This window comes from Thermococcus gammatolerans EJ3 (assembly GCF_000022365.1).
GTDB classification, from domain to species: domain Archaea; phylum Methanobacteriota_B; class Thermococci; order Thermococcales; family Thermococcaceae; genus Thermococcus; species Thermococcus gammatolerans.
Window position 1 is genome coordinate 984,525 of record NC_012804.1, and the last position, 13,924, is coordinate 998,448.

Sequence of the window (13,924 nt, forward strand, 5' to 3'; positions counted from 1 at the left end):
ACGATGAAGCTGAAACTCAACTCAGAAGCCAGGGCAATATTGCGGGCGATAAAGGAGGAGATAAGGAGAAGAACGGTCCTCCCAGAGAGTTCGACCCTTCTTGAGAAATTCGAGCCCACCTCCGATCCTGGGGAGATACGGAGGAGACAGGAGTACTTCCGAGAAAAGCTCCCCCTCGTCAAGGAGGGTATCGGGGAGTACATAGCCCGGGTGAAGCCGATCCGTTTTAGGAGGGAGTACCTCCACGACAGGGTGCTGATAGTCGATGAGAGCGAATTCGAGAGGGCAAGTTCTTTTGGGCTCTGTGAGGTCTCTACCGAGTCCGTTGATCCCTCAGAGTACCCCCTTGTTCTCAGCACCGTTGGTTACGGCATCGACGTTGAGTTAAGTCCCGCGCAGATAGCACCGGAACTTTACGTCCTGCCCCTCTGGGAGAACCGGGAAACGTTGGAGGCCCTGGCGAGGATAGGGGAGAGCCTCGGAAGGAAGAGCGTCGCCCGGGAAATCCTGCGCGAGCTCGCCCCGCTCAAGGAGGTCATGGAAAGGAGAAGAGTTCTTGAGAGCCTCGACGAACTCGTGGCGGAGAAGGAGAGGGAACTAAACGAGAAGATCTCCGAGAAGCTGGAGCGCTTTAGCCTGACCCTCACCGGGAAGGAGCTTGTCGAGTTCCTGAGCGAGCTGAGGGCTGGCAACTACGATGCAATCTTCAGACACTTCGGTGGAATCGAGGGGGAGATCCTCGACCTAATCAACGAGGCCGAGAGCGAGCTGGGTGAGAGGCTTGGCGTTGCCGTTGAACTCTTCCCGCGGGACGAGATGTATCCCGTTCGGGCCGCTCCAGAGCGGGTTGAGGCCCTTTACCAGGAACTCGAAAGGGAGCTAAAGGTGGAACTCTACCTGAAGAGCAGGGGGATACTTGAGAGAATAGCCCATCTCCTTCCCGGGCTCAAAAAGGAGCTCGAATCGGTTAAAGAGCTCGACTTTTTGAGGGCCGTTAAGGATTTCACGAGAGGTTTCTCGTTTCCAGAGCTCTGGAGTGGTGGCATCGCCTTCGTAAACGGGAGGCACCTTTTCATCGAGAACCCTCAGCCTGTCAGCTACGTTGTTGGCACCAAACCGGTGAACTTCAGCGTTCCCGGCTCTGAGAATATAGCCGACGAGAGGGTCGTCATCCTCACGGGAGCCAACAGCGGCGGGAAGACGAGCCTGCTCGAGCTGATAACGCAGATCGAGGTGCTCTTCCACATGGGTTTCCCTGTTCCAGCTGAGAGAGCATGGCTCGAACCCCTAGACGAGGTTTTCTTCTTCAGGAGGAAGAGGAGTATCTATGGTGCCGGGGCCTTTGAGACCGCGCTCCGCTCCTTTGTTCGGGCGCTCAGGGGAGAGGGAAGAAAGCTAATCCTCATAGATGAGTTCGAGGCTATAACAGAGCCAGGTGCGGCGGTGAAGATAATAGGTGAACTCCTGCGGATAGCCCACGGGAAGGGCTTTTACGTGGTTATTGTGTCCCATCTCGGTGAGGATCTGAAAAATGAACTGCCCTTTGCGAGGGTGGACGGGATAGAGACCAAGGGACTTGACGAGAGCCTGAACCTCATCGTGGACAGACAGCCGCGCTTCGGAAGGATAGGGAGAAGCACCCCGGAGCTCATAGTGGAGAGGCTTGCCCGGAAGAGGAGAGGAGCCGAGAGGGAGATATTCGAGAGGATTCTGCGGGCCTTCAGACCTTGACGTACTTCCACCGTCCCCTTCTGAATATCCACCAGTACATCGCGGCACTCGTGAATGTCTCGAGGCTCATCGCTATCCACGCGGCTATGACTCCCATCCCCCTGAAGGTAAAGCCCGGGAAGGTAAAGCCCAGAACTTTGAAGCTGGGTACCTCAAAACCGAAGCCGAGGAGATATGCGGGAAGAATCCTGAAGAGCAGTTTGCTTACGGCTGTAACGTACATCGGGCTCTTGGTATCGCCGGCACCTCTTAAAGCCCCGCTGAGGACGAAGACCCAGCCGAGGGGGATCTCGCTTATCCCCACTATTATGAGGTATATGCTCGCAAGCCTCAGCACCTCACTGTAGTGCGGATCACTTGGATCGAGGAAGGGCATGACGAGGTAGCGCGGGAAGAGTATAAGGATGATGGCCATTATACTCATGAAGGCAGTTATCATTTTGAGGGCTTCCTTCACCGTTTTCTCGGCCAGGTCTGGTCTTTTTGCACCGAGGCTCTGGCCGACGAGGGCTGACGAAGCCACGTTGAATCCGAAAGCCGGCATGTAGGCGATGCTCTCTATCCTCAGACCTATCTGGTGGGCGCTGAGGGCTATGCTCCCGAACCTCGTGACTATCGTCATGTAGAGGAAGTTGTAGAAGCTGAAGAGACCGCGCTCCACGAGGGCTGGAATCCCTATCCTCACGATCCTCTCGATGAGGGACAGGTCGAACCGCCAGCTGGGTCTCAAACGGAGTACGAGCCTCCCCGTTAGGAGAAGGTAGAAGCCGATGAGGAAAGAAACCGTTATTCCGATCCCGGATGCCCACGCCGCGCCAACTGGGCCGAGCCTGGGGAAGCCAAGTTTACCGTAGATCAGGAGGTAATCGAGGGTCGCGTTTATGATGTTCATCATAATGCCGAGCTTCATCGGTGTTTTGGTGTCCCCAGCCCCCCTTAGTGCGGAGAAGAACGTGAACCCAACGAACCTTATGGGGTAGAACAGGAAGAGAACCCTGAGGTAGGAGTAGGCCAAGCTGAAGGTCTCTCCCCTTGCCCCCATGATCCGCAGCACATCATCGCCGAGAAACCAGCCGAACAGGAACACCGGAATGCCGAGGAGGAAGGCAAGGTAGAGGCTCTGTTCCAGAACGAGCTCCGCCTTTTCAAAGTCCTTTGCCCCCACAAACCTGGCAACGAGTGCGAGCGTCCCAACGGAAACCGACATCATTATCGGGAACATGAACCAGCTTATCTGGCCCCCAAGACCGACGGCACCGACCGCTATGGCGCTGACGTGGCCCACCATCAGAGTATCGACTAAGTTGAGCAGAGTTTGGGAGATGTTCCCCAGTATCGCTGGCCACGCGAGGGACCACAGTTTCCTCCGGAGGTTCTCTTCCATGTCGATCTAAACGATAAAAGAAGAATTGATATTTAAGGCTTTCCGAAGAAGCGAGAAAGAGGGGCTCACTCGCCCCTGACCTTTTTAATCTGAATCCTGCCGAGGGTCTCCCAGTACTCGACGGTTATGCCCTCCTTGAGCTGGTCCTTGACCTCGTCCTCGACACCGGTCTCGATCGGGACGTCGTAGAGCTCGTAGGTCTCCATGTCCATGATCTGGACGGTGTCGGGGGTTATCGCGATGACCTGACCGACGCGCTTGTCGATGATCGGAACGTCAACTTCCGCGCTGGTCGGCTTAACGATGCTCCTGACCTTTCCGTCGAAGATTCCAACGGCCTCAATCCTGGCCTTGGCGGACCCGTGCTTTCCAGGGGAAGAGACCGTTATGTTCACGATCCTGCAGGGTTCGCCGTCGATGATTATGTACCTCCCGGGCTTGAGCTTGCTGACCTGAACCTTGGTCTTGTCTCCCATCTCTCATACCTCCCGTAAGCGTTCTATTCCAACTCGGAAGGGCCATTTAAAAAATTTTTGAAGGGCTCAGCGGCCCCTTCTGGAGCCTGCCATCAGATAGTTGTTAAAGAGCATCGGTAGGAAGAGCAGCAGGCCCACCAGTATGCCCAGCGGTATGTAGGAACCCTTGAAGCTCAGCATAGTCCTCAGGGATATGAGGCCTATCACCGCTGAGGCCAGCACTCCGACTCCGATGAGTCTCCGATCAACGGGGGAGACGCCTACCAGCAGAGGTGCACCCTCGAGGGCTATTATCAACCCACCTACGCCTAAGAGGGCCGCTAGGAACATCACCTTGATCCCGCTTACCATCATGGCAGCGGAGAGAATTAAGACTATCCCGCTGACGAAGGAGACGCTCGTGTTCCTCTTCATCTGAAACATCTCCGCCGAGATCTGGGCGCCTATCTCAACGAGCACTATGAGCGTCGTGAACCCTGCGAGGAAGAGCGATCCCATAAGGAGGAAGATTATGGCCGAGCTTCCACCGATGCCACTCTCGCGGATTATGTCGGGGATGAGATAGAAGGTCTCGATGGCCTTAATCGGGCTTTGGTTACTTTTGCCTCCGTAGTCTTCAAGCTTGTGGAAGTCCATAAAGAGCTTCATCGACTTCTCCGAGGGGATTTGGGGGTTGTTAAAGGCGGTCTCATAACTCTGGTACGCGGCCCCAATCGCGTAAACGGTCGTGAAAGCGGCAGTGAAGCTCAGCAGTATCTGGAGGAGAAGCACGACAGCGAGGAGCTTCCTGAAATCGAGGTCTGATGGGGCAAAGCTTCCGAGGACGTAGTAAACACCCGCTCCGAGACCGAGGCTGAGCAGAACCGTGATCAGCATCATTATCGTGCCCCTTGCAGTTAGAGGGTGATCAAAGGATAACACCGCGTGCCTGTAGGAGTTTAGGTAGTTCAGTGCGGTTTCACTTCTAACGAAGTCGTAAACTTGAGCCCTCATCAGGAAAAGGGAGACGAAGGCAAACACTATGAAGAGCACCGCAAGTATTCCTATGAACTCCACGGAGCGGCCCCTCAGTATTATCAGGAACAGCCATATCAGCGTTACGATTACCAGGAGGAGTAGAATGAGCATAGTGGGGCCCAGGTCGAAGAGCTTGATGAGGGCAAAACCGGAGTAGTACAGGTTTATTGCCCCAAAGAGCATCAAGAACATCAGCAGGATTATGGTGATCGCGGGGAGCCTTGAGACCTTCACCATGAACTCGTGAATGAGGTAGCGCGTTTTCCGCGTTGCCTCAAGCTCGCCGTAGATCAGGATCAGCCCAACGCCGAGTGCCACGAGAGACAGGACAAAGCCCTTGAGACCGAAGGCGATGTAGTACTTCGGCATCAGAAGAAAGTTCAGCACTCCCAGGATGTATCCGGTTATTAAGAGGGCCATCAGGGTTGACATCTTTCTCATTTCAATCCCTCCCTTCGAACAGACTGGAATTAAAACGTTCCAAAAATATAAAAGGGTTGTGGACTATGGAGCGAATTTGGGGGATGGGAATGCTTGTGGTGGCCGTAACAGACGTCCACGGGGATTCAAAGGCCGCGGAAGAGCTCGCCGAGAGGATAGTGAAGATGGAAAGGGAACCAGATGCAATATTTATAGCCGGGGACATCACTAACTTTGGGAGTGCCAGCGTTGCGGAGAAAGTTCTAAGACCTCTGCTTGAGCTGGGAATACCGATCGTGGCAGTTCACGGCAACTGTGATGGCAGGGACGTTCCAGAGTACCTTGAGGAGCTCGGGATCTCAGCCCACGATAGGCGGGTTGAAGTCAGGGGGATTGGGGTGGTGGGCATCGGCGGGTCAAATATAACACCTTTTCACACGATCTGGGAGCTGAGCGAGGAGGAGATCGAGGCAATCCTGAGGAGGAACTATCGGGCTGGAGATGTAATCCTGTCCCACGTCCCGCCATATGGGACTAAGGTGGATCTAACCCGTTCCGGCATTCACGTGGGGAGCAAAGCCTTGAGGAAGTTCATCTGGGAAAACAAGCCACCCTTAGTTATTACCGGGCACATCCACGAGGCGAGGGGGGTGGACAAGGTGAACGGGAGCCTTGTGGTCAACCCCGGACCTCTATTCAGGGGCTACTACGCCCTTGTGGAGATTGAGGAAACACGCGTATCTTTGATGCGCCTCTGAGCAACCCTTTTATATCTTCTGTACTAACGTTAAGACGGTGATTTTCATGGAGGATCCCTACATCTGGGCGGAGAACCTGAAGGATGAGCGCGTTCTGAAGCTCGTCGAGGAGGAGAACAAGCGCTTTAGAGAGTTCGTGGGCGAGCTGAGCGACGAGCTCTTCCCCGAGGTCTGGGAGTACTACTCAATTCCAACGCTTCACCAGGTGAAGCTAACGGAGAGGGGCATCATAGGGATGTACCGCGAGGGGGAGGGGCAGGTTATCAGATGGCTCGGCGGGGATGCCATAGTTGACTCAAAGGAGCTTGAGAAAGAACTTAACGACGAAGTTCTCCTTCAAGGCTTCACGGCAGATAGAAAGGGTAGATTCTTAGCCTACAGCTTCTCGATAGGCGGTGCAGATGAGGGGATAACAAGGATAGTAGACCTCGAAACCGGCGAACTCCTTGAGGAATTCAAACCTTCCGTGTGGAACGTCACATTTCTTGAGAACGGCTACTACTTCGCCCGCTTTTACAGGCACGGCGAAACGCCCGACGGGGTTAAAGCTCCTGCTGAAAGACTCTTCTGGAAGGACGAAAGTGGGGAAAAGATTGTCTTTGGCGAAGGGCTCGGTTCCGGCTACTTCATCTCGCTGGGGAAGAGCACAGACAGCAAAACGGCGATGGTAACAGTTACCTTTGGCTGGAACAGCGCGGAAATCTACGTCGGCCCGATAGATGAACCGGAGAAGTGGGAGAAAGTTTACTCAGCAGAAGTTCCGGTTGAGCCGGTTGACGTTCGCGACGGCACGCTCTACCTCTTAACGAAGGAAGGAAAGGGTCGTGGAAAGCTCATTGCCGTAATGGACGGAGAACTCATGGAGATAATCCCGGAGGGCGAGTTTCCGCTGGAGTGGGCCGTTCTGGTTGGAGACAAAATCCTCGCGGGCAGGCTCGTGCACGCGAGCCACATACTTGAGGTTTACTCCCTCAGCGGAGAGAAACTCGGGGAGATAACCTTCGACCTCCCTGGGAGCGTCTATCCGCTCGACACCGATGGGAAGAAGGTTTTACTCCGCTACGAGAGCTTCACAGTCCCTTACAGGCTCTACGAGTTCAATGGAGAGCTCAAGCTCGTCGAGAGGCAAGAAATCGAGGGGAGCTTCAATGTTGAAGAGGACTTCGCGGTCTCGAAGGACGGAACCAAAATCCACTACTTCCTCGTGAAGGGCGAGAGGGACGAGAAGAAGGCCTGGGTCTTCGGATACGGAGGCTTCAACATCTCGCTAACTCCGCGCTTCTTCCCACAGGCGATTCCCTTCATAAAGCGCGGGGGAACCTTCGGAATGGCGAACCTGCGCGGTGGAAGCGAGTACGGCGAGGAGTGGCATCGCGCTGGAATGAGGGAGAACAAGCAGAACGTCTTCGATGACTTCATAGCCGTCCTTGAGAAGCTCAAGCGCGAAGGATACAGGGTAGCGGCGTGGGGCAGGAGCAATGGAGGCCTCTTGGTGTCCGCCACGCTTGTCCAGAGGCCGGACGTCATGGATTCCGCTTTGATAGGCTACCCCGTCATCGACATGCTCCGCTTCCACAGGCTCTACATCGGCAGCGTGTGGGTTCCGGAATACGGCAACCCCGACGACCCGAAGGAGAGGGAGTTCCTGCTGAAGTACAGCCCCTACCACAACGTGAAGCCAGCAAAATACCCTCCGACGCTTATCTACACGGGCTTACACGACGACCGCGTGCACCCTGCCCACGCCATAAAGTTCTTCCTGAAGCTGAAAGAAGTTAGTAGGGACGTTTACCTCCGCGTCGAGATCAAGAGCGGGCACATGGGCGCTTCCCCAGAGACGAGGGCGAGAGAACTGACCGATTTGCTCGCCTTCGTGCTCAGGACTCTGGCTTGACTCATTCTTCCTCCTCTATTATCCTCTTCATCCAGCTTCCCCTGAGGAACCACAGGAGGGCAACGAGAGCGGCCAAAAAGTTGCTCATTCCCATCCCGAAGAACACGCCCCTGCTGCTCATCCCAAAAAGCTCTGCCAGCGGGATCCTTATGCTGATCTCGTGGTCGAGTATAACCTCCGAGATCATTATCGCCGGAACGTAGCCGAAAGCGTAGCTTAGGGGAATCCTCAAGCCCCAGAGGCGAAGCATGCTGAGGATCATGCTCTTTTTGGTGTGGCCCGCCGAGCTGAAGGTTCTCGTCACGACGACAAAGATCCCGTTGAAGAACGGAACGGATATCAGGAAGTACTTGAGCACGTACTCGCTCTGGGCTATGACCGCGGGATCGTTCAGGAAGACCTTGAAGATCGGCACCCTGAATATTCCGATGATGAGGATCGCGAAGGATGCTATGAGGAAATTAACCATCATGGTTCGCTCCGCTATCCTCTTGGCCCTTTCGTAGTTTTCAGCGCCGACGTTCTGGGCTATCATCGTTCCCATCGCCATGCTTATTCCCCGGGAGATGCTGGTTATGAAGTTGACGAGTCGGGTGGTTATAATGTAGGCCGCGTAGACTACGTCGCCGTAGCCGTAGATGATTCTCGTAAGGACGACGAACCCGAAGTTGTTGGCGGACTGACCAACGGCCGAAGGCAGACCAACCCGGAATATCTTGGAGTAGAACTCTAAGTCCGGTTTTAGGGTTTCCTTGGTCAGGTAAAGCCCCGTACGCCCGCTGGTGAGCAGCCTGAGTCCTATAAGGGCACCCGTCCCGTTGGACAGAACCGTAGCTATTGCGGCCCCTTCAACTCCGAGGTCGAGTAGAAATATGAAGACAGGATCGAGGACGATGTTCATAAAAACAGTCAGCATGCTGACCTTGACAGGTGTTTTCGTATCTCCAGCTGCCCTCATCAGGGCAGAGAAAGCCATGAATGAGAACGATAAAGGAACCCCCGCAAAGACAACGGTGGCGTAGGCCTTGGCGTGGGGATAAACGTTGGGTGTCACCTTCATGAAGTGAAGCGCGTAGGGAAGGACGGCGAGGCTTATTATAGCGGTCAGCGTGGAGAAGATCAGCATGAGGGAGTAGAGTGCTCCAGCGGAGCGGTTGGCCTTCTCATACCTCCCCGCTCCAATGTACTGACCGACCAAGGCAAACCCAGCCATAGCGAATCCCATGCCAAGGGCCATCAGAGTCCCTATTATCGGCCAGCTCGTTCCGGGGGCCGCTAGGGCTTCCCTCCCTATCTTGCCAAGCCAGAATGTATCGGTTATGTTATAGAGAACCTGAATGAGGTTGCTCACTATGAGGGGGTAAGCTAAGCGGAGCAACGTTCTCTCTATCGGGCCTGTGAGTATCTCCTCGCGCATTCGCTGAACCTTTCCCCTTTCCATGGGCACCACAGTGAGATCATTATCGAAACGTGCCTATAAAAACTTACTCCTCCTCGATTATTGCCTTCATCCAACTACCGCGGAGGAACCACGCGAGCGCTACCAGCGCGCCGAGGACGTTGCTTAGCCCCATACCGAGCCACAGCCCCGCTGTGTCCTTCGTCAAAACGCCGAGGCCGTAGCTCAGCGGGAGCCTCAGCCCCCAGAGGCGGAACATGCTGAGGATCATACTCTTCTTAGTGTGGCCCGAGCTCTGGAAGACGTTGTTAACCGCTGAAAAGATTCCGAAGAACGGGAGCGAGGCGGAGAAGTACTCCACAACCTTCGCGCTCTCCGCTATTATCGCCGGGTCGTTGATGAAGAAGCTGAAAATCTGGACGCGGAAGAGGGCGAAAAGGAGCGTTCCAACACCGAGGATTGTGAAGTTGATTGCCATCGCCTTCTCAGCTATCTCCTTGGCCCTCTCGTAGAGCTTCGCCCCGATGGCCTGTCCGACCATCGTTCCCATCGCCATGCTTATTCCATCTGAAAAGGCAAACATGAAGTTGGTCAGCCTGTTGGTTATTGAATAGGTCGCGAAGGCAACGTCTTCAAAGCCCTTTATCCCGTGAGTCTGCCCGTAGAGCTCTCCGATTGTGAAGATGATTCTCGTGAGGATTACAAAGCCCAGAGCGGTCGTTGAGGTTCCAACGCTCGCTGGAAGGCCGACGCGGAAGATGCGGGAGTAGAAGTAGGGGTCGGGCTTGAGGTTTTTGAGCGTTAGGTGAATGCCGACCTTACCGGTGAAGAGCAGGTAACCGCCGACTATTGAGCCGAGGCTGTTGGAGAGCATAGTAGCGACGGCCGCCCCGACGACGCCGAGCCTCGGAAACGGCCCCCAGCCAAAGATGAAGAACGGGTCGAGGACGAGGTTGAGCAGTACCGTCGCTACGTTTATCTTAACAGGCGTTCTGGTGTCGCCTATCGCCCTAAGAAGGAAGTTAAAGGCGAAGAGGGTAAATGCAAACGGAATTCCCCCGAAGATGACGCGGGTGTAAGCTAATGCGTACGGGTATATCGTCTCGCTTACCCCCATGAACCTCAGGAGGTAAGGGGCAGAGACCACGCCGAAGGCTCCAACGCCGATGGCGAAGAGCATCATGAGGGAGTATAGCGCTCCTGCAGAGCGGTTGGCCTTTTCGTAGTTTCCAGCTCCGACGTACTGGCTCACGAAGGCAAACCCGGCCGTTGCAAAGCCCATTCCGATGGACATGAAGAACCAGACGAGGGGCCACGCCGTTCCAGGTGCCGCTAACTCCTCCCTTCCGAGCTTGCCGAGCCAGAAGGTGTCGGTGAGGTTGTAAAGGACCTGCACGAGCTGGTTTATGATTAGGGGATAAGCTAACAGGATGAGTGTCTTCACAACGGGGCCACTGAGTACCTGCTCGCGCATTCTCTGGATTTTCCCGCCGTCCATGAGCTATCAGATACCCATCGAAACGTTGGTATAAAAACTTTAGGGTGGATAAAGGAGCCACTTATGGAAGAACGCGAACGTTGAGATTCAAAAAATGCCTGTCAAACGTGTAGATTTCGCTAATGCCAAGTTCAATCATTTTCAGGTATGCGAGGGCATCGTTTATACTCACTCTTTTCTCAGACGCGACGATGGTTGCCTTAATGTAGTCCTCTGGGGTGACCGAAAGAATCCGAACGTTTTCGGCCGTTAAGAGTTCTTCAATGAAATCTATCGCCATGGAGAGGTTAACCTTGGCCTCTATTATGTTGGCGACCTCGCTTAAATGTACGATGGTTGTTGCAACTTCCTCTCCGTTTTCAATTCGTCTCAGGATTTCCCTTGCCTGCTTCTTCTTTTCAATAACCTCTTTTGGTAGGTTCGGCTTTAGCTTTAGCAGGGCGTACAGGAAGACGTTTGCGTCTATGAACCTCATAAGAACACCTCAGTAGAGACCTTCAAGCAGTTCTTTTTCGATGTCCTCCCCTTTAACATCTGCATCGATTATGTCAAAGAACCTTGAGAGGCGCGGTCGTTTTCGGGGGATTATCTCTATCCTGTCGTCAAGTTCTATGAGGATAACTTCGTTCCCCCACCTCTCGCGCCATGACTTTGGTATAACGAGCCTTCCCTGAGAGTCGATTTTCTTAACTTCCACCGAGGACATTCTATCACCATTTGGGGATAAGAGATGGCATTAAATAAACTTTGTGCCACAAAACCGGGGAGTTGCAAGAGAAACTAAGAGAGGAGAAAAGGAAGGAAATCAGAAGTCGAGCTCGTCCTCATCCTCGAAGAGCCTCTTGCGAGCGGCCTCGAGGATGAGCTTCTGTTCCTCCTGGGCAACGGTCTTCCTGATGAGCTCAACCGCGTCTGGGTTGGCGCTGATGCTGTCGATGCCGAGCCTGACGAGAATCCTGGCCATCTTCGGGTCGCTACCAGCCTGTCCACAGATGCTGGTCTCGACGCCGTACTTCTTGGCGACCTTGATGACGTGCTTGATGAGCTTGAGGACTGCCGGGTGCTTCTCGTCGTAGAGGTAGGCAATCCTGTCGTTGTCCCTGTCGATGGCGAGGGTGTACTGGGTGAGGTCGTTGGTGCCGAAGCTGACGAAGTCAAGGCCCTCCTTGATGAGGTCCTCGATGATAAGCGCGGCCGCGGGAACCTCAATCATGATGCCCCACTCGACGTCCTTGTGCGGCTCGAGGCCAACTGAGCGGGCGATTTCCTTGGCCTTCCTTATCTGCTCTGGGTGGCCAACGAGCGGGAGCATGACGCCGATGTTGTCGTAGCCCTCCTCGACGACCTTCTTGATGGCCTTGAACTCGGCCCTGAGGAGTTCAGGCTGGTCAAGGCTCCTCCTGATTCCGCGCCAGCCGAGCATCGGGTTCCTCTCGTCCGGCTCGTCTTCTCCTCCGGGCATCTCCTTGAACTCGTTGGTTGGGGCGTCGAGGGTCCTGTACCAGACCGGCCTCGGGTAGAAGGCAGCTGCGACGGTCCTGATGCCCTCGGCGAGCTTCTCGACGAGCTCCTCCTCCTTGCCCTCCTTGATGAACTTGACCGGGTGCTGGCCGATGCTGAGTATCATGTGCTCGGCCCTGAGGAGTCCAACACCGTCGGCGCCGGTGGCTGCAGCGCGCTCAGCGACCTCTGGCATTGAGACGTTGACCTTGACCTTGGTGGCGGTGATGAGCGGTGCTCCCGCAACGACGACCTGTCCGCCGGCGGCCTTCTCTTCCTCCTTCTTCTCGACGAGGCTCTTGACTATGCCCTTGTAGACGACACCCCTGGTTCCATCAACGGTGACGTAGTCGCCGGTCTTGAGGACCTTGGTGGCGACCTTGGTACCGACGACGGCCGGGATACCGAGCTCCCTGCTGACGATGGCGGCGTGGCTGGTCCTTCCACCCTCGTCGGTGATGATAGCGGAAGCCCTCTTCATGGCCGGAACCATGTCCGGGTTGGTCATGGTGGTGACGAGAACGTCGCCCTCCTTGACCTTGTCGATCTCGCTGGCGTCGAAGATGACGACGACCCTACCGGCGCCGATGCCAGGTGAAGCACCGAGACCCTTGAGGATGACCTCGGCCTCCTCGGTAACCTCTGCCTTCTCCTCGCTCTTGGCTTCCTTGAGGGTGGTAATCGGCCTGCTCTGGACGATGTAGAGCTTGCCGTCGTCCTTGTCGTAGGCCCACTCGATGTCCTGCGGCCAGCCGTAGTGCTCCTCGATCTTGGCGCCCATCTTGGCGACCTCGACAATCTGCTCGTCGGTGAGGACCTGCTTCTCAACCCACTCGGGGCCGAGGTATTCAGCAACCTTGACGTAGACGGTGCCCTTGCCGGTCTCGGGGTTCCTGACGACCATAACTTCTTTCTTGGCGATGAACTTCTCCTTTATCTTCCAGGTGCCCTTCTCGACGATGTACTCGTCGGGGGTGACGCTTCCGCTGACGACGGCCTCACCGAGGCCCCAGCTGGCGTTAATCATTATCTCGTTCCTGTCGTTGGTGACCGGGTTGGCGGTGAACATGACACCGCTCTTCTCACTGTTGACCATCTTCTGGACGACGGCGCTGAGGTAAACCTTGCTGTGGTCGAAGCCCTGCTTGGCCCTGTAGAAGGTAGCCCTGGCGGTCCAGAGTGAGGCCCAGCACTTCTTGACCTTGTCTATGACGTCCTCAACGCCGTAGACGTCGAGGTAGGTCTCCTGCTGGCCGGCGAAGCTCGCCTCTGGAAGGTCCTCGGCGGTGGCGGAAGAGCGGACGGCGACGTAAACGGCGTCCTTGTTAAACCTGGCGCTGAGCTCCTTGTAGGCCCTCTCAATCTCCTCGGCAATCTCGGGGAGCATCGGGAGCTCGATTATCTTCTGCCTTATCTTGGCTGTGTTCTCCTGGAGCTGCTTGGAGTCGTCGACGTTGGTCTTGCTGATGATGTCCATAATCCACTCCTGGAGGGTCCTACCGTCCTCAACCTTGACGTTCTCAACGAAGTACTTGTAGGCCTCAGCGGTGACGCAGAATCCGGGCGGGACGGGTATTCCCGCGTTGGTAAGCTCACCAAGGTTGGCACCCTTGCCTCCGACAAGGGGGACATCCTTCTTGCTGAGCTCCTCGAACCACTTTATAAACCTGTATTCGCTCATGGCGTTTCCCTCCTTCAGGTACTTACCGGTGGTGATATACGGAAACCCTATTTAAAATTAACCCCCAACGAGGGCTGGGGATATCTTTTTAAAGCGATTGAAGAACTCATTGGAAAAATCTTAGGTAAATCTAACTACCCGTGCCTGCTCTTTTGTATCCACGAGT

11 protein-coding genes are annotated in these 13,924 nt (G+C 55.2%); 3 read left to right on the forward strand and 8 right to left on the reverse strand.

From position 1 onward, the window contains the following. The first annotated feature begins 3 nt into the window (after positions 1 to 3). Entirely contained in the window at positions 4 to 1,731 is a 1,728-nt protein-coding gene (locus TGAM_RS05250) for a P-loop NTPase family protein (protein WP_015858649.1), read from the forward strand. On the opposite strand, the gene TGAM_RS05255 is transcribed toward TGAM_RS05250, so the two are convergent. The 3 genes from TGAM_RS05255 to TGAM_RS05265 form a co-directional block, all read right to left on the reverse strand. Beyond that, positions 1,721 to 3,115 carry an MATE family efflux transporter gene (locus TGAM_RS05255; protein ID WP_015858650.1) on the reverse strand — a complete coding sequence of 465 codons (1,395 nt, stop codon included), beginning with the start codon at positions 3,113 to 3,115 and terminating at the stop codon, positions 1,721 to 1,723. The two genes, TGAM_RS05250 and TGAM_RS05255, sit on opposite strands and share 11 nt — an antisense overlap. A gap of 65 nt (positions 3,116 to 3,180) precedes the next feature. Then, positions 3,181 to 3,591, reverse strand: coding sequence for a translation initiation factor IF-5A (locus TGAM_RS05260; protein WP_015858651.1), 411 nt, complete (start codon positions 3,589 to 3,591; stop codon positions 3,181 to 3,183). Positions 3,592 to 3,657: 66 nt separating this feature from the next. Further along, a complete protein-coding gene (locus TGAM_RS05265; RefSeq protein WP_015858652.1) occupies positions 3,658 to 5,049 on the reverse strand; it encodes a sodium-dependent transporter in 1,392 nt (463 codons plus the stop codon). A gap of 89 nt (positions 5,050 to 5,138) precedes the next feature. On the opposite strand from TGAM_RS05265, the gene TGAM_RS05270 reads away from it, so the two are divergent. Together TGAM_RS05270 and TGAM_RS05275 are read left to right on the forward strand one after the other, a co-directional pair. Then, a complete protein-coding gene (locus tag TGAM_RS05270) occupies positions 5,139 to 5,786 on the forward strand; it encodes a metallophosphoesterase (protein WP_015858653.1) in 648 nt (215 codons plus the stop codon). Between the two features lie 46 nt (positions 5,787 to 5,832). Next, on the forward strand, positions 5,833 to 7,680 hold the full coding sequence (locus tag TGAM_RS05275; RefSeq protein ID WP_015858654.1) for a prolyl oligopeptidase family serine peptidase: 1,848 nt from the start codon (positions 5,833 to 5,835) through the stop codon (positions 7,678 to 7,680). 1 nt (position 7,681) lies between these two features. Here the strand turns inward: TGAM_RS05275 and TGAM_RS05280 are convergent, their stop codons facing one another. The 5 genes from TGAM_RS05280 to ppsA form a co-directional block, all read right to left on the reverse strand. After that, a complete protein-coding gene (locus TGAM_RS05280; RefSeq protein WP_015858655.1) occupies positions 7,682 to 9,121 on the reverse strand; it encodes an MATE family efflux transporter in 1,440 nt (479 codons plus the stop codon). Between the two features lie 43 nt (positions 9,122 to 9,164). Beyond that, the gene (locus TGAM_RS05285) at positions 9,165 to 10,577 is read right to left on the reverse strand and encodes an MATE family efflux transporter (RefSeq protein WP_015858656.1); all 1,413 of its coding nucleotides are present in this window, start codon (positions 10,575 to 10,577) and stop codon (positions 9,165 to 9,167) included. A gap of 61 nt (positions 10,578 to 10,638) precedes the next feature. Continuing rightward, entirely contained in the window at positions 10,639 to 11,052 is a 414-nt protein-coding gene (locus TGAM_RS05290; RefSeq protein ID WP_015858657.1) for a type II toxin-antitoxin system VapC family toxin, read from the reverse strand. Between the two features lie 9 nt (positions 11,053 to 11,061). After that, entirely contained in the window at positions 11,062 to 11,283 is a 222-nt protein-coding gene (locus TGAM_RS05295) for an AbrB/MazE/SpoVT family DNA-binding domain-containing protein (protein WP_015858658.1), read from the reverse strand. Positions 11,284 to 11,382: 99 nt separating this feature from the next. Continuing rightward, entirely contained in the window at positions 11,383 to 13,758 is a 2,376-nt protein-coding gene (ppsA, locus tag TGAM_RS05300) for a phosphoenolpyruvate synthase (RefSeq protein WP_015858659.1), read from the reverse strand. Positions 13,759 to 13,924 lie beyond the last annotated feature (166 nt).